Origin of the sequence: Virgibacillus indicus (assembly GCF_002266285.1) — a bacterium.
GTDB classification, from domain to species: Bacteria; Bacillota; Bacilli; order Bacillales; family Amphibacillaceae; genus Virgibacillus_K; species Virgibacillus_K indicus.
Genome location: NZ_NPMS01000004.1, coordinates 94,581 through 109,409, shown reverse-complemented (window position 1 = coordinate 109,409; position 14,829 = coordinate 94,581). Strand labels below are relative to the sequence as shown.

The window sequence follows — 14,829 nt, the reverse complement described above, 5'->3', positions numbered from 1 at the left end:
ATACAATAAGAAAAGAGGTGACCCAAGATGAAGCAAACCGTATTAGTTGTAGAAGATGATAACATGATCCGTAACCTTATAACGATTTATTTGGAAAAAGCCGGATATGATGTAGTCCAGGCTGCTGACGGGATGGCGGCAAAGGAAGCTTTTTTAAAATACCACCCATGTTTAATTATTCTCGATTTAATGCTCCCAAAATTAAGTGGAGAGGAATATTGTAAGTGGGTCCGTGAACAGGAACAGGGCGAGATATCCATTATTATGCTTTCTGCCAAAGCTCGTATAGAAGAAAAAATAAACGGATTGAAAATCGGTGCAGATGATTATTTGACGAAACCGTTTGATCCGAATGAACTTATCGCTCACGTAGAGGCTGTATTACGACGAACAGGGCAATTCTGTCAAAAGGTTGTCTTTGACGGATTATGTATTAAACCGAGAAAAGGGGAGGTTCTACTATATGACAAACAACTGAATTTGACCAAACATGAATTCAACCTGCTTTATCATCTCATGAAAAGTCCTAACATAGTTTTTTCAAGAGAGCACTTAATTGATCAACTGTATCCTTATGCTGACAGAACGGTTCTGGATCGTACAATCGATGCCCATATAAAAAAACTTAGAGAAAAAATTGAAGAAAGTCCTGCATCACCAAAAAGAATTCGTACTGTTCGGGGAATGGGGTATAAATTTGTTAATGAATAAACATGGAAAGTCATTGTTACCAAAACGATTTCTATGGCGTTTAACATTTCTTAATATATTTGTTGTTGCCTCTTTTATCGTAATAAGCAGCTTGGCAATTTATCATACAGCTTGTTATTTAGTTGACGGAATGGGGACAATGAATAATCAAAAACAAGAACAGTTTAATTCAACACTTTTTCTTTATTTATTGATATTCAGTGTTTCTGCAATAGTAATAGGTAGTCTGATTCACTTTTATTTAACAAGAAAAATGATCCGCCCAATAAGACGATTGATAGATTCTACCAAAACGATGAAGAAGGGGCAATATCCCAGTCCGATTGAAGTGAAAACCGAGGACGAGGTAGGGCAGCTGATTGCTAATTTTAATGAACTGGTACAGCAACTGAAAAATAATCATCAAAACAGAAATAAGCTTGTATCCAATTTATCACATGAATTTCGAACCCCCTTATCAAATTTAAATGGTTACCTAAATGCATTGACCAATGAAGTTATTGAAGGTGATCCTAAACTTTATCAATCGCTTCACGAGGAAACGGAAAGAATTATCAACATGGTTGAACAGCTTGAACAATTGAAAGAATGGGATTATGTATCAAAACAAAATTTTTATGAAAAAGAACTGGTAGATATGCAGGTGTTAGTAGAGCAAGCAGTAGAGATGTTTCGTTGGTCATTAAAGAAAGCAGGTATTTCTGTCAACGTTCAAATAGAATCTGGAAAAGTAAATGTTTACAATGGAGGTGTTTCTCAAGTTGTTACGAATTTGCTTGATAATGCCATTCGTTACTATCATGGGTCAGGACCGATCATGTTAAAAGGAGAAAATCTTAAGTCGGAATATAGGTTTACTGTCACCGGTCCAGGTCAAGCAATTCCAATAGCTGAACAAGAGAAAATCTTTGAGCGCTTTTATCGTGTTGACCCCTCTAGAAACCGAGAAACAGGCGGCTCAGGACTTGGACTTGCCATTTCAAAAGAACTGATCGAACATCATAATGGAAGAATTGGATTTAGTTCAGAAGGTGATAACCACATATTCTGGTTTACATTACCGCTTTCTAAATAAAATCATGCTGTCAAGTAGATCTGGACAGCATGATGAAATATACTTTTTTTCCTTTAATCATTTATTACTTGAAACATTTTTTCGGGATTAAACCCAGAAATCCATTTACCGTTTATATTGGTTTGTGGAACAGATAATTTTTTTGTTTTCCCAATTAGTTTAAGCATTGCAATGGGATTCATATCCACATTCACTTCTTTATAGGGTACTTCAAAGGAATCTAGAAAAGTTTTCACCATTCCACATACTGGGCATAAAGCTGATGTATATATTGTTGCGGATTTATTCATTGATACTACCCCTTTTTCAATAATTTCATTCTAATACCAGGCACTCATACCGCCTTTTACATTATTAATCTTTTCAAAACCTTGCTTTTTCAATAGTTTTGCGGCTTTTGCACTTCTCATACCACTTTGACAAATGACAACAACCTCTTTATTTTTATCAAGTTTATCAATCTTCTTGGCCAATTCAAATAATGGGATATTTTTAAATTGTGGAGTATGATTTGTCTTATATTCGCCCGGTGTACGAACATCGATAAATTGAACTTTTTTATCCGAGAATTTATTTTTAGCTTCTTGAACGGTTATATTTGTAACACCTTTTGTTGGCATGAAACGACTTATTACGAATGCTGCAATTAATATAATAAAGATCCATTGTATATTATCCATTTTATCATTCCTTTTTATAAATTCTATATACCAGCATGGGTATGACTTCAGTTGCGAGAAAGGATTTAGGAATCTCATTAGAAACGTCCCTTGAGCCCTTTCCCATAATAACCGTCATTATTTAAAATTATAATCTGTTACAATTTTATCTCTTTCGGTAACCAAATCATTAAAGTATTCATACAGATTTATACCTAAATAGGAGCCAGAAATGTTGTATACATTGTCATATCCTAAGTTATTTAAAGCCATAACCATATTATAGCTTCGTTGACCTGAACGGCAGTGAATATATACAGGCTCACTTTTAGGGATTTCATTTAATCTATCCCTGAATTCACTCAATGGGATGTTTACTGCATATTTTAAGTGACCAGCCTCATATTCTTCATTTTCCCGGGCATCAATGATGAAGGCATTTTTTTCTACTAATTCACGAACCTCGGAAACTTTCACTTCTTTATATCGGCCTTCCAATTGATTTGAAGCTACTAATGCTGCATGATTAACAACATCTTTTGCTGTTCCTAACATGGGAGAATAAGTTAATTCAAGGTCTTTTAAGTCTTCCAATGTTCCATTCATCGTAATTATAGTCGCAATGACATCAATCCGCTTATCTACATTACCTTTTCCAATTGCTTGTGCACCTAAAATTCTGCCGGTTGGATACTCATATACTAATTTAAAATGCATCGGATTACTATTTGGCATTAATCCTACTTTATCTCCAGGCATGACATAAATGGAATCTTGTGGAATACCAGCTTGTTCTGCTGTTCTCGCATTTAAACCAGTTGAAGCTGCATTCAAATCAAAAAGATGGATGGATGATGAACCGATAACACCCTGGTTTCTATTTGGAATTCCATACATATGGTCCGCAGCGGCTCTGGCTTGCTTCTGAGCTGGTCCTGCAAGTACTAATCTTGTGGGTTTGTGCAATAATCGATGATACACTTCAATTGCATCCCCAACAGCATAAATATTTTTATCGTTTGTTAAATAGTTATGATCAACTTTAATTGCGCCAGTATTACCAATTTCAAGACCGGATTCTTCAGCTAAAAAGGTTTCAGGCCTCACACCAATAGCTAAAACCACTGTCTCCGCCTTGATCTTTCTGCCAGAATTTGTTTCCACATAGCCATCATCAATTTTTGCTAACCCATCATCTAAAATAAGATCGACACCTTGATCAACCATTTCTTTATGAAGGATTTGGGCCATATCGTAATCAAAAGGTGCCATGACTTGGTTAGCAAATTCTACTAAAGATACATTATATCCCGCTAGTCTAAGGTTCTCAGCAACCTCAACGCCGATAAAACCTCCACCAATTACCGCAATATCTTTAACGCCAGTTTGATTTACAAAGAGATTCATATTCTCGATATCAACCACATTACGAACTGTAAACACATTGGAATTATTGGTACCTTCCAGGTTCGGGCGGATAGGTGTAGCCCCAGGTGAAAGAACTAATTTATCATAATGTTCCTCGTAAGTTCGATCTGCAATCAAATCTTTGACAGTGATTGTTTGCTTGTCCCGGTTAATTTTTACTACCTCTTGATTTACTCTTGCCTCAATATTGTATCGGCTTTTAAAAATATCTGGATCCATTAATACTAGTTTCTGACTATCTTCCACAATTCCACTTAGATGATAGGGTAAGGAACAGTTTGAAAAAGATACATGTGGCCCTTTTTCAAACATGATAATTTCTGCATTTTCATCTAATCTTCTAACTCTGGCAGCAACAGACGCACCACCAGCAACCCCACCAATAATTAATACTCTCTTTCCCATAAATGACACTCCTTTTCCTATTTAATTACACCATGCCAACTAGATAATTGATCATTTATTATTAAAATTTACCCCATAGGGTATATAATCATTTAAAAAAATAAAACGTATCGTAATTCGTTTACAAATACCACAATATACCCCCTTGGGTAGGCTGTCAATAGTTTTGCAATAAGAAATGTCACATACTTTACCAGCAAGTTCTACAAGTTCTCCCCTTCCATGCTTACCTTTTGTTTTTGTTAATTTTATACCTTCAAAGACGGTATCTTCTTGTAAAATATCTTTTGGAAGACTTAAACAAGCATGCAAATTATAAATTGTCGATTGTAATTAAGTAGAATACATCAATAAAAATGGAGGATTTCAAATAAATACACTAATATTGTAGAGGCAGGTTCAGTCGCCAATATTGACAATATACCTGTAAGGGTATAATATAGGATTATCTGTGATATTATGAATAGCAAGGAAAGGAGAATTCCTATGGAATACAATGATCAAATTAAAAATAGAGTAAAACGGATGGAAGGGCAGCTTCGAGGGGTTTTAAAAATGATGGAAGAAAACAAAGATTGTAAAGATGTTATAACGCAGTTGTCAGCTATTCGTTCAGCAGTTGACCGAACAACAGGTGTGATTGTAAGTTCAAACTTAGTTGAGTGTGTATTAGAAGCTGAAAAAGATGGAGAAAGCACAGATGAGTTGATTAAAGAAGCTGTCAACCTGCTTGTGAAAAGCAGATAAAAAAGGTTGACACTCTTTTTTTATCCTGATAGCATACCCATAGGGGTAGAGGTAAATAATGAATGGAGGAATAAAAATGAAGTCAAATAAACTACTGGATGCAAAAGGACTAACATGTCCAATGCCGGTCGTCAAAACAAAAAAGGCAATGAACGAGCTTGAAACAGGTCAGGTACTGGAAATACATGCAACAGATAAAGGAGCTAAAAGTGACCTTACAGCATGGGCAAGATCAGGAGGGCACAAGCTTTTGGAACACGAGGCAGATAACGATGTATTAAAGTTTTGGATAAAAAAAGGCTGATATTGTAAATTAATTATTTGATAGGTTTAAGATATGGGGGATATTTATGACAGAAATAACTGCAAAAGAAGTGGAGTCTTTAGTAAATAAAGGAAAGGCGTTAAATATCATCGATGTGCGTGAAGTCGATGAAGTAGCTGATGGGAAAATTCCGGGAGCTGTTAACATTCCATTAGGACACGTTGAGTCTCGCATAGATGAATTAGATAAATCAGAGAAATATATCATGGTTTGCCGTTCTGGTGGAAGGAGTGGCCGTGCTGCAGAATTTCTTGATAACCAAGGATATAACGTAATTAATATGCAAGGTGGAATGCTTTCCTGGAAAGGTGAAGTATGCTAATTTTTAGTCATTTTAATACCTGTAGAGGTATTAAGTAGAAATTTTACTTTTAATAATAAGGAGAGATTTGAAAATGAATTCAGTAACAGTTTATACAACAACTCAATGCCCGTATTGTGTCATGTTAAAAAACTTTTTATCAGAACAGAATATATCATTTAAGGAAGTCAATGTTGAAACAAAACCTGAAATTATGCAAAGGCTTGTGAATACAACGGGACAATTGGGAGTACCTCAGACTGAGGTTAATGGTCAATGGATTGTAGGCTATGATCGAGATAATATCATGAAGGCATTAAAAAATTAGGAGGAAGAATTAATGAATAAAAAAGTAGCAATTATCGCAAGCAATGGTGGATTATTTGATGCATACAAAGTGTTTAATATCGCAACTGCAGCCGCTGCAACATATCAAGAAGTAGCTATTTTCTTTACATTTGAAGGATTAAACTTAATTCATAAAGAGGCGTATCAGCAACTTCCAATGCCGGAAGGAAAAGAACATTTCGCAGAAGGATTTGCGAAATCCAATGTTCCTGCCATCCCGGAAATGGTTGCAATGGCAAAGGAAATGGGAGTTACATTTATTGGCTGTCAAATGACAATGGATGTGATGGTATTAGAGAAAGAATCTTTTATAGATGGCGTAGAAGTAGGTGGAGCTGTAACATTTTTAGAGTTTGCTAAGGACGCAGATGTAACATTGACATTTTAATTTTTTTTACAAAAAATATACCATAGGGGGTAGGAGTATGACTGTGAATACAATGACTGCAAAAGAGTTAACGGAAAAGATATTTAACAAAGAAGAGCTATTTATTTTAGATGTTCGTAATGCAAGTGATTTCGCAGATTGGAAAATTGAAGGCGAAAACTTTGATTATCTAAATGTTCCATACTTTGATTTGCTGGATGGTGTGGAAGGGATTTTGGATAAAATTCCTTCTGATAAAGATGTACTCATTGTTTGTGCAAAAGGGCGTTCATCTATTATGGTTGCAGAGATGCTTTCAGAGGCTGGACTTTCTGTTTCTTCCCTGGAAGGTGGAATGAACGCTTGGAGTGAACATTTAGAACCTGTTAAAGTTGGGGATCTAAAAGATGGTGGAGAAATTTATCAGTTTGTACGAATTGGTAAGGGGTGCTTGTCTTATGTGGTTGTTTCAAATGGTGAGGCTGCCGTTATTGATGCATCAAGAATGATTAACATCTATCTTGAATTTGCAAATCGAATTGGAGCAAAAATCACCCATGTATTTGATACACATCTGCATGCAGATCATATTTCTGGTGGAAGAAAACTCGCTGAGAAAACGAATGCAAGCTACTGGCTCCCACCGAAAGATGCCGCAGAAGTAACGTTTGATTACCAAGCCTTAGAAGATGAAAGTGAAATGGCAATTGGTAATACTTCTATAAATATGCATGCATTATATTCTCCTGGTCACACTATTGGATCAACATCATTTGTTGTGGACGAAAAGTTCTTACTAACAGGCGATATCTTATTTATTGATTCAATTGGAAGACCGGACTTAGCTGGGTTAGCAGAAGATTGGGTTGGAGATTTAAGAGAAAGTCTATATACGAGATACAAAGAATTATCTGGGGAACTAATCGTTTTACCAGGACACTTTACGATTATCGATGAATTAAATGCAGATGGTAGTGTATCAAAAAAATTAAGTACGCTTTTTGAAACAAATCATGGGCTAAATATTGAAGATGAAAATGCATTTAGAAAACTGGTGACTGACAACTTACCGCCACAACCAAATGCATATCAAGAAATTCGGGAAATAAATATGGGAAAAATTGACCCTGATACAGAGAAACAGCGTGAAATGGAAATTGGACCAAATCGTTGCGCGGTTCGGTAAAGCAATCAGATGATAATGAAACCTTTTACAAGTATTTCAGGTAATCAACGAGGGAGCCAAAGCAGGTTCCCTTTTTGGGGAGGAGCAAAATGGATATAGGTTTTATTATAACCATCTTCTTAATAGGATTGATAGGCTCATTCTTATCGGGAATGTTAGGAATAGGCGGAGCCATTATTAATTTTCCGATGCTGCTTTATATCCCTGCAGTACTTGGTATTGCCCAATTTACAGCCTATGAAGTGTCAGGAATAACTGCAATTCAAGTATTCTTTGCGACGATTGGCGGTGTTCTTGCATATCGTAAAGGTGGATTTTTAAATAAAAAATTAATTGCTTATATGGGTATCAGTATTTTGATAGGTAGTTTTATTGGGGGATTTGGCTCTACACAAATGCCTGAAAGTGGAATCAATGTCGTTTATGGAATTTTAGCATTCCTTGCAGTCATCATGATGTTTATACCAAAGAAAGGACTTGATGACATACCCTCCCAGCAAATAGAGTTTAACAAATCACTTGCCGCATTACTTGCATTAATAGTTGGGATAGGCGCAGGTATTGTTGGTGCAGGAGGCGCATTTTTGCTAGTACCAATCATGCTAACTGTTTTAAAAATACCTACAAGAGTGACGATAGCTTCTTCCTTAGCAATAACACTTATTTCATCAATAGGCGCCATAGCCGGGAAATTGTCAACTGGACAAGTGCAATTAATACCTTCAGTGATCATGGTGGTTGCTAGTTTAATTGCAGCACCACTGGGGGTCACGGTAGGGAAAAAATTAAATACAAAAGTGTTACGGGTGATGTTAGCCATACTAATATTTGCAACAGCAGTGAAGATTTGGATAGATGTATTAGTTACTACTAATTAATAAACAGGTGTTCATGTTAGAGGAGGATTTTCAAAAAATGGGGCAGGAATATAGGTAAGATTAGTAATTTTTTATTACCTATTTCTGTAAGAATTTTTACCCCGTGATAATATTGATTTAATGAGATTACCACGGCAATAAGAAGAGGATGATTAAGATGAACAAATGGAATACACGCTTTCAAACAGAAAATTATGTTTACGGGAAGGAACCGAATGCTTTTTTGGAGGAATTTCATAAGAAGATGAACATTTCTGGTGATGCTTTGGCGATAGCTGAAGGAGAAGGGCGTAATGCGGTTTACCTAGCTGAGCAGGGGATGAAAGTTACGACATGGGATTTTGCGGAATCAGGGCTCGTAAAAACTAATAAGCTCGCAAAAGAACGTGGTGTAGACGTCTCCACTGAACTCGTAGATTTAAACGAAGCTAACTGGAGTAAAGATAAATGGGATGAAATTGTATGTGTCTTCGGTCATTTCCCGTCAGAACTTAGGCAGAAAACACTTGAAGGTGTAAAAGATGCTGTAAAGCCTGGTGGTTATTTTCTAACTGAGGTGTATTCACCTTACCAGATTCCTTATAAAAGTGGTGGACCACAGAATCTGGATTTCTTATACAAACCGGAAGAATTTTTGAAAACCTTTGCTGATTGGCGTATTGTTCACTTCTTTATGGGGGAAGTTGCTCGTCATGAAGGAGAGCTCCATACTGGACTGGCGCATGTGATCCAATTTGTTGGTCAAAAACCTAAAAAAGAAACAGAATAAGTAAAATTCTGAAAAACCATGTTATTAAGACATGGTTTTTTTATTTTTTCGATAAGCGGTCTTCGATTTTTTCTCGCTTCATTAATAAAATAGTAGGCATTGACATACCGTATGGGGGTGTAAGTAAAAGTTAGAGAAATAAGATCCAGCAATCATTTTGGAGTCTATGACGACCTTATCGTAGAAGATAAAAAACTTTTTACCTTGACAATACCTTACAGGGGTATGGTAAAGTGAAGATGAGTTAAAAAATAAGTAATGTTTACTTACTAAAGGAGGTAAATTTGAGAAATGGCTAAATATCATCTGGAAATATACACTAGACCTACTTGTTCAGATTGCCAAGACTTGAAACAATTCTTGAAAGATCATCAGATTCCGCACAAGCAATATGATTTAGCAAAACAACCATTAAAAGAAAAGGATCTTATAAAAATAACAGGAAATAGAATCGTGCCTGGACTCGTGTTTTCGCATTCATCTCTTTTGGGTTTGGTGAAAAAATCAAAAAGCATGATAGGGTTCGAGAGAAATAAAGATGAAATCAAGAAGCTGTTAAATGTAGGATAGGTCACTCTATAAGGCCTGATATTTTGATAAATTTTTTTAAATTAATTAATACCGCTCAGGGGTATGGTAAATGTAATTAGAGGGGGAAATAAATATGGAGACTGGTGCTAAAAAAGTCAAAATCGCGGTAAATGGAGGAATAGCATTTGGTGCAAAACTAAACGCTAAACAACTGATGACACTTTCAAAGTATATGAATGAAGATGAGGAGTTGGAATTAACAACCTTTCAGCAACTATATATAGAAATTCCGGAGAATAGAAAAGAAGAAATCATTGCTGAATTTGAAAGTGTTGGGTTGGCATGTTATCCAGTAGGAAACTTCGTAAAAAGTTTGAGAACCTGCAATTTTTGCAAAGGAGAAGAACGAGAAGGGATGCCGGTAGCAAAAGAATTAAACCGGCGTATTGCAGGAAAACCGGTACCCTTTACCTTAAAGGTTGCTTATACAGGTTGCATTATTGGCTGCGGTGAACCAATGTTAAGTGACATCGGAGTGATGAAATATAAAGATCACTATAATTTATATGTTGGTGGGAAAGCAAAAGGAAAAGACGCCGAGGTTGGTTTCTTGCTGAAAGAAAACTTAAAACCAGAAGAATTGTACAATACCGTAGATCAGATCATTACTATTTATTCACAAGAGGGTAAAAAACGGGAGACATTCTATAAGTTTTGGAAGAGAGTAGGTAAAGAGCAATTGATTAGTTAATAAAGAGAAACTTATTCATTGACATCTATACCGTATGGGGGTATAGTATAAGTATAACAGAAAAGGAAGTGATTCATTTGGATAAATTCTTACATGATCACCCGAGTAAACCAAGAACACAAGATGAAAAGGAAAAAGTAATTAACCGTTTAAAACGAATAGAAGGTCAAGTTCGTGGAATACAGAAAATGGTGGAAGAAGATCGATATTGTGTAGATATTTTAGTACAAATTAGCGCAATTCAATCTGCATTAAAAAATACAGGTTTCTCTATCACTGAACGACATATAAACCATTGTGTCAGTGATGCGATTAAACAAGGTGAAGGTGAAGAAACGATTGAGGAATTAATGAGTGTATTAAAACAGTTTTCTAAATAAGGGGGGATCTGTTGTGAGCGAAACAAATCATGCAACACTAGGTATAACAGGAATGACCTGTGCTGCTTGTTCTACTCGTGTTGAAAAAGTATTAAATAAAATGGATGGTGTCGAAGCCCAAGTTAATTTAACAACGGAAAAGGCAACCGTAGACTTTGATTCAGGAAAAACTTCCATTGAAGATATTACGAAAAAAATCGAAAATGTCGGCTACGGCGTTTTAATGGAAAAAACGGAATTAGATGTATTTGGAATGACCTGTGCTGCCTGTTCAACCCGGATTGAAAAGGTATTGAATAAGCAAGAAGGGGTTAAATTTGCAGCTGTAAACTTAACAACAGAAACTGCATCCCTGGAATATAATCCAGGACTCACAGATACGAAATCAATCATTGATAAAATCAAAAATTTGGGTTATGACGCGAAACCTAAAGCTGAAGCAGCGGAAAAGCAAACACATAAAGAAAAAGCAATTAAAAATATGAAGACAAAATTAATTATTTCGGCCGTGTTAGCTGCACCGCTATTAGTAACCATGCTGGTACATTTATTTAATATGACGATACCGGATATATTCATGAATCCATGGTTCCAATTTGCTTTAGCAACACCCGTTCAATTTATCATCGGATGGCAATTTTATGTTGGTGCATATAAGAACCTGAAGAGCGGTGGAGCGAACATGGATGTGCTTGTTGCATTAGGTACAAGTGCTGCTTATTTCTATAGTTTATATGAAGCAATTAAGACGATTGGCAATCAAGCGTACGAACCGCATTTGTATTTTGAAACAAGTGCTGTATTAATCACGTTGATTTTATTTGGTAAGTATTTGGAAGCTAGAGCAAAAAGCCAGACAACGAATGCACTATCCTCTTTGCTTAATTTACAGGCAAAAGAAGCTCGCATTATAAGAAATGGCGTAGAAACTATGATTCCAGTAGAAGAAGTTGTCGTTGGTGATAAGTTAGTTGTAAAACCAGGGGAGAAAATACCAGTAGATGGTATGATAGTAAAGGGAAGAACATCTGTAGATGAATCGATGATTACAGGGGAATCCATTCCAATTGAAAAGGAAGTAGACTCTGGGTTAATCGGCTCAACGATCAATAAAAATGGCTCGATTGAAATGGAAGCAACAAAAGTAGGTAAAGATACAGCCCTTGCATCGATTGTGAAAGTAGTTGAGGATGCACAAGGATCGAAAGCACCAATCCAACGATTAGCCGATGTTATTTCCGGCTATTTTGTACCGATCGTTGTAGTGATTGCAATTCTTACATTCACCGTTTGGGTCATGTTTGTCCAGCCTGGTCAATTTGAACCTGCTTTAGTTGCAGCAATAGCTGTTCTTGTTATTGCATGTCCATGTGCTTTAGGACTTGCAACACCAACTTCAATTATGGTTGGTACAGGAAAGGCTGCAGAGAATGGAATTCTTTTTAAAGGTGGAGAACATCTCGAGCGTACACATGCATTAAATGCAATCGTGTTAGATAAAACGGGAACAATCACAAAAGGAAAACCTGAAGTTACAAGCTTTACAGGTGATGAGGAAACATTACAGTTACTAGCAAGTGCTGAAAAAGGCTCAGAGCATCCACTTGCAGAAGCAATCGTTGCCTATGCAACAGAAAAAGATATTGATTTAGTTGAAGTAGATGATTTCAATGCGATACCTGGCCACGGTATCGAAGTTAAGATTTCGGGCAATAACATTCTCGTTGGAAATCGAAAATTAATGCAAGATCACCAAATCGATGTTGGTGGCGCGGAACAAGAAATGATCGATTACGAAGTGGAAGGCAAAACAGCAATGTTAATTGCTGTTGATGGAAAGTATCGCGGAATTATTGCCGTTGCAGATACGATTAAAGAAACAGCACCACAAGCAATTAAAGAGTTACAAGAACAAGGCTTAGAAGTGATCATGTTAACAGGGGATAATGAAAGAACAGCTCAAGCTATTGCGAAACAAGTTGGCATTGACCAAGTAATAGCCCAAGTTTTACCTGAAGAAAAAGCTGATAAAGTAAAAGAGATTCAGTTACAAGGTAAAAAGGTTGCAATGGTTGGGGATGGGGTAAATGATGCCCCGGCATTAGCAATTGCCGATATTGGAATTGCAATTGGTACAGGAACAGAAGTGGCAATTGAAGCGGCCGATGTAACGATTCTTGGTGGGGAACTATTGCTCATTCCGAAAGCCATTAAAATCAGTCATGCAACAATTAAAAATATCCGCCAAAACCTATTCTGGGCATTCGGCTACAATACAGCAGGAATCCCGGTTGCAGCAATCGGATTACTGGCACCATGGGTTGCTGGTGCAGCAATGGCATTGAGTTCGGTAAGTGTTGTTTCTAACTCACTTCGTTTAAAGCGAGTTAAGATATAATTTTTTCTGCAACTTTAAAGGAGGTGACAAAAATGCAAACTAAAACTTTAGATGTTAAAGGAATGACATGCGGCCACTGCAAAATGTCAGTAGAGGGCGCACTTAATGGGTTAGAAGGAGTATCTGCTGTAGAAGTTGATTTGAACTCTGGTAAAGTAGAAGTTACTTATGATGAAACAAAAGCTTCATTGGAAAATATGAAAGAAGCTGTTGAAGATCAAGGTTATGATGTTGTAGCCTAAATATAAAAGGAAGCTGGTTTCCTGTACATTTCCTGTACAGGGAATCAGCTTTTTACTTCTTTTAAGAATTGATTCTCCATATTCTCAAAACCTTCTAGCACTTAAAATTATTCTACATAACACTTCTGTGACAACTCACTTTAAAATCTCTTTTATAAAATGTATTAGTTTGACAAAGGTATGACTGATGCTAGTATAGTTTCATAGAAACAACCTAGTTAAGTTTTTCAGGAAATTAACTATATGTAGCCTTAGTGTTATATTTCATTTATTTTTTATTAATCAATAAAACATTATCATAAGCAAAGAGGTGAATCATGACTAAAACAAAATTATTCTTTGGCAGATTCTACTATGGATGGTTCATTGTCATTATAGCCGGATTAGGGGTATTTTTCTCTGGACCCGGCCAGACTTATTCGAATTCAGCCTTCATCGATGCGTACATATTAGAGTTTGGCTGGTCACGATCACAGGTGTCTGGTATTTATTCTGCTGCTACATTGGCTGCAGGACTTATAATGATATTTGTTGGCAGGTTTATAGATCGATTCGGTCAACGAATTATGATGGTTACAATTGGAACCTTATTTGCCATCGCTTGTTTTTGGAATAGTACTGTCTCCAGTATTTGGATGCTTGCTCTTGGATTTTTTCTTATTCGCTTGCTTGGACAGGGGAGTATGACCCTTATACCCAATACGTTGGTAGCGCAATGGTTTATTAAAAAAAGAGGGTTGGCATTCAGTATTATGACATTGGGTAGTTTCATCAGTGCAATGGTGTTCCCGATTATTAATACTTGGATGATCAACACATGGGATTGGCGGTTTGCTTGGCAGTTTTGGGGAGTAATATTACTGCTTGTATTTGTACCAATTGCTCTATTTGGGGTGCGTAATAAACCAGAGGATATGGGACTTGAACCTGATGGACTAGGAACACAAAATACAGAGAAATTTAAACCTCTGATTGGCACCTCTGTGGTGAAAGAAGCCGCGGAGGATTGGACTTTAGGTGAAGCTAAAAAAACAAAAGCTTTTTGGGCAATTCTCGTTTGTGTTGGTATTCCAGCACACCTGGTGACTCCGCTAATAACAAACGCCTAGCTTCTTGCAATCTCATAAATAAAAAATTTTAGTTAATCTCCTCATTTTTTCCATATCCTGTAAATTGACAGTTACCTTCGAAACAAGTTCTCATACTTCTGCTACCTTAAAATAACATAATTATCCCAAATCTATCCATTTAACTCACCCGTGATATCAAAAATAGATTAATTAAATCCAAACTATATATTGATTAGATTGATTAAGGGATTTATAATT

Annotated in this window: 19 protein-coding genes and 1 pseudogene; 16 read left to right on the top strand and 4 right to left on the bottom strand. The window is 36.3% G+C overall.

Going from position 1 to position 14,829, the window contains the following annotated elements; translation table 11 throughout:
* Positions 1-27 precede the first annotated feature (27 nt).
* Both CIL03_RS09975 and CIL03_RS09970 read left to right on the top strand, forming a co-directional pair.
* The gene (locus CIL03_RS09975) at positions 28-711 is read left to right on the top strand and encodes a response regulator transcription factor (protein ID WP_094885713.1); all 684 of its coding nucleotides are present in this window, start codon (positions 28-30) and stop codon (positions 709-711) included.
* Positions 704-1,786: a sensor histidine kinase gene (locus CIL03_RS09970; RefSeq protein WP_094885947.1), complete on the top strand. Its 1,083-nt coding sequence runs from the start codon at positions 704-706 to the stop codon at positions 1,784-1,786. The genes CIL03_RS09975 and CIL03_RS09970 overlap by 8 nt, the downstream gene beginning before the upstream one ends.
* 53 nt (positions 1,787-1,839) lie before the next feature.
* Here the strand turns inward: CIL03_RS09970 and CIL03_RS09965 are convergent, their stop codons facing one another.
* The 4 genes and pseudogenes from CIL03_RS09965 to CIL03_RS20095 all read right to left on the bottom strand — a co-directional run.
* Positions 1,840-2,076: a glutaredoxin family protein gene (locus tag CIL03_RS09965; RefSeq protein WP_094885712.1), complete on the bottom strand. Its 237-nt coding sequence runs from the start codon at positions 2,074-2,076 to the stop codon at positions 1,840-1,842.
* Positions 2,077-2,106: 30 nt separating this feature from the next.
* Positions 2,107-2,466, bottom strand: coding sequence for a rhodanese-like domain-containing protein (locus tag CIL03_RS09960; protein WP_094885711.1), 360 nt, complete (start codon positions 2,464-2,466; stop codon positions 2,107-2,109).
* 117 nt (positions 2,467-2,583) lie between these two features.
* A complete protein-coding gene (locus CIL03_RS09955) occupies positions 2,584-4,278 on the bottom strand; it encodes an FAD-dependent oxidoreductase (RefSeq protein ID WP_094885710.1) in 1,695 nt (564 codons plus the stop codon).
* A 171-nt stretch (positions 4,279-4,449) separates the two neighbouring features.
* Positions 4,450-4,563, bottom strand: a pseudogene (locus CIL03_RS20095) (MBL fold metallo-hydrolase); the annotation flags it as partial.
* A gap of 201 nt (positions 4,564-4,764) precedes the next feature.
* On the opposite strand from CIL03_RS20095, the gene CIL03_RS09945 reads away from it, so the two are divergent.
* From CIL03_RS09945 to CIL03_RS09880, 14 genes are all read left to right on the top strand, one after another.
* Positions 4,765-5,025 carry a metal-sensitive transcriptional regulator gene (locus CIL03_RS09945; RefSeq protein ID WP_094885709.1) on the top strand — a complete coding sequence of 87 codons (261 nt, stop codon included), beginning with the start codon at positions 4,765-4,767 and terminating at the stop codon, positions 5,023-5,025.
* Positions 5,026-5,101: 76 nt separating this feature from the next.
* Entirely contained in the window at positions 5,102-5,329 is a 228-nt protein-coding gene (locus tag CIL03_RS09940) for a sulfurtransferase TusA family protein (protein ID WP_094885708.1), read from the top strand.
* A 46-nt stretch (positions 5,330-5,375) separates the two neighbouring features.
* Entirely contained in the window at positions 5,376-5,672 is a 297-nt protein-coding gene (locus CIL03_RS09935; protein ID WP_094885707.1) for a rhodanese-like domain-containing protein, read from the top strand.
* 73 nt (positions 5,673-5,745) lie between these two features.
* Positions 5,746-5,979: a glutaredoxin family protein gene (locus CIL03_RS09930; RefSeq protein WP_094885706.1), complete on the top strand. Its 234-nt coding sequence runs from the start codon at positions 5,746-5,748 to the stop codon at positions 5,977-5,979.
* Between the two features lie 12 nt (positions 5,980-5,991).
* Positions 5,992-6,387 (top strand): DsrE/DsrF/DrsH-like family protein, encoded by a 396-nt coding sequence (locus CIL03_RS09925; protein WP_094885705.1) that lies wholly within the window; start codon positions 5,992-5,994, stop codon positions 6,385-6,387.
* A 37-nt stretch (positions 6,388-6,424) separates the two neighbouring features.
* On the top strand, positions 6,425-7,552 hold the full coding sequence (locus CIL03_RS09920) for an MBL fold metallo-hydrolase (protein ID WP_094885704.1): 1,128 nt from the start codon (positions 6,425-6,427) through the stop codon (positions 7,550-7,552).
* Positions 7,553-7,641: 89 nt separating this feature from the next.
* Positions 7,642-8,430, top strand: a complete 789-nt coding sequence (locus CIL03_RS09915) for a sulfite exporter TauE/SafE family protein (RefSeq protein WP_094885703.1) — start codon at positions 7,642-7,644, stop codon at positions 8,428-8,430.
* Positions 8,431-8,587: 157 nt separating this feature from the next.
* Positions 8,588-9,199, top strand: a complete 612-nt coding sequence (locus CIL03_RS09910; RefSeq protein WP_094885702.1) for an SAM-dependent methyltransferase — start codon at positions 8,588-8,590, stop codon at positions 9,197-9,199.
* A 291-nt stretch (positions 9,200-9,490) separates the two neighbouring features.
* On the top strand, positions 9,491-9,769 hold the full coding sequence (locus CIL03_RS09905; RefSeq protein ID WP_094885701.1) for a glutaredoxin family protein: 279 nt from the start codon (positions 9,491-9,493) through the stop codon (positions 9,767-9,769).
* Between the two features lie 94 nt (positions 9,770-9,863).
* Positions 9,864-10,481: a nitrite reductase gene (locus CIL03_RS09900; protein WP_094885700.1), complete on the top strand. Its 618-nt coding sequence runs from the start codon at positions 9,864-9,866 to the stop codon at positions 10,479-10,481.
* Positions 10,482-10,558: 77 nt separating this feature from the next.
* Positions 10,559-10,861: a metal-sensing transcriptional repressor gene (locus tag CIL03_RS09895; RefSeq protein WP_094885699.1), complete on the top strand. Its 303-nt coding sequence runs from the start codon at positions 10,559-10,561 to the stop codon at positions 10,859-10,861.
* Between the two features lie 13 nt (positions 10,862-10,874).
* A complete protein-coding gene (locus CIL03_RS09890; RefSeq protein WP_094885698.1) occupies positions 10,875-13,259 on the top strand; it encodes a heavy metal translocating P-type ATPase in 2,385 nt (794 codons plus the stop codon).
* Positions 13,260-13,291: 32 nt separating this feature from the next.
* Positions 13,292-13,501 carry a copper chaperone CopZ gene (gene copZ, locus CIL03_RS09885; protein ID WP_094885697.1) on the top strand — a complete coding sequence of 70 codons (210 nt, stop codon included), beginning with the start codon at positions 13,292-13,294 and terminating at the stop codon, positions 13,499-13,501.
* Positions 13,502-13,818: 317 nt separating this feature from the next.
* Positions 13,819-14,610, top strand: a complete 792-nt coding sequence (locus CIL03_RS09880; protein WP_338061885.1) for an MFS transporter — start codon at positions 13,819-13,821, stop codon at positions 14,608-14,610.
* The last annotated feature ends 219 nt before the right edge of the window (positions 14,611-14,829 follow it).

Excerpts from the sequence above, each read along its gene's own strand:
- CIL03_RS09940 (WP_094885708.1), top strand. The coding sequence starts at position 5,102 with ATGAAGTCAAATAAACTACTGGATGCAAAAGGACTAACATGTCCAATG.
- CIL03_RS09925 (WP_094885705.1), top strand. The coding sequence starts at position 5,992 with ATGAATAAAAAAGTAGCAATTATCGCAAGCAATGGTGGATTATTTGAT.
- CIL03_RS09880 (WP_338061885.1), top strand. The coding sequence starts at position 13,819 with ATGACTAAAACAAAATTATTCTTTGGCAGATTCTACTATGGATGGTTC.
- CIL03_RS09975 (WP_094885713.1), top strand. The coding sequence starts at position 28 with ATGAAGCAAACCGTATTAGTTGTAGAAGATGATAACATGATCCGTAAC.
- CIL03_RS09955 (WP_094885710.1), bottom strand. The coding sequence starts at position 4,278 with ATGGGAAAGAGAGTATTAATTATTGGTGGGGTTGCTGGTGGTGCGTCT.
- CIL03_RS09910 (WP_094885702.1), top strand. The coding sequence starts at position 8,588 with ATGAACAAATGGAATACACGCTTTCAAACAGAAAATTATGTTTACGGG.
- CIL03_RS09930 (WP_094885706.1), top strand. The coding sequence starts at position 5,746 with ATGAATTCAGTAACAGTTTATACAACAACTCAATGCCCGTATTGTGTC.
- CIL03_RS09965 (WP_094885712.1), bottom strand. The coding sequence starts at position 2,076 with ATGAATAAATCCGCAACAATATATACATCAGCTTTATGCCCAGTATGT.
- CIL03_RS09920 (WP_094885704.1), top strand. The coding sequence starts at position 6,425 with ATGACTGTGAATACAATGACTGCAAAAGAGTTAACGGAAAAGATATTT.
- CIL03_RS09945 (WP_094885709.1), top strand. The coding sequence starts at position 4,765 with ATGGAATACAATGATCAAATTAAAAATAGAGTAAAACGGATGGAAGGG.
- CIL03_RS09970 (WP_094885947.1), top strand. The coding sequence starts at position 704 with ATGAATAAACATGGAAAGTCATTGTTACCAAAACGATTTCTATGGCGT.
- CIL03_RS09900 (WP_094885700.1), top strand. The coding sequence starts at position 9,864 with ATGGAGACTGGTGCTAAAAAAGTCAAAATCGCGGTAAATGGAGGAATA.
- CIL03_RS09935 (WP_094885707.1), top strand. The coding sequence starts at position 5,376 with ATGACAGAAATAACTGCAAAAGAAGTGGAGTCTTTAGTAAATAAAGGA.
- CIL03_RS09915 (WP_094885703.1), top strand. The coding sequence starts at position 7,642 with ATGGATATAGGTTTTATTATAACCATCTTCTTAATAGGATTGATAGGC.
- copZ (WP_094885697.1), top strand. The coding sequence starts at position 13,292 with ATGCAAACTAAAACTTTAGATGTTAAAGGAATGACATGCGGCCACTGC.
- CIL03_RS09960 (WP_094885711.1), bottom strand. The coding sequence starts at position 2,466 with ATGGATAATATACAATGGATCTTTATTATATTAATTGCAGCATTCGTA.
- CIL03_RS09905 (WP_094885701.1), top strand. The coding sequence starts at position 9,491 with ATGGCTAAATATCATCTGGAAATATACACTAGACCTACTTGTTCAGAT.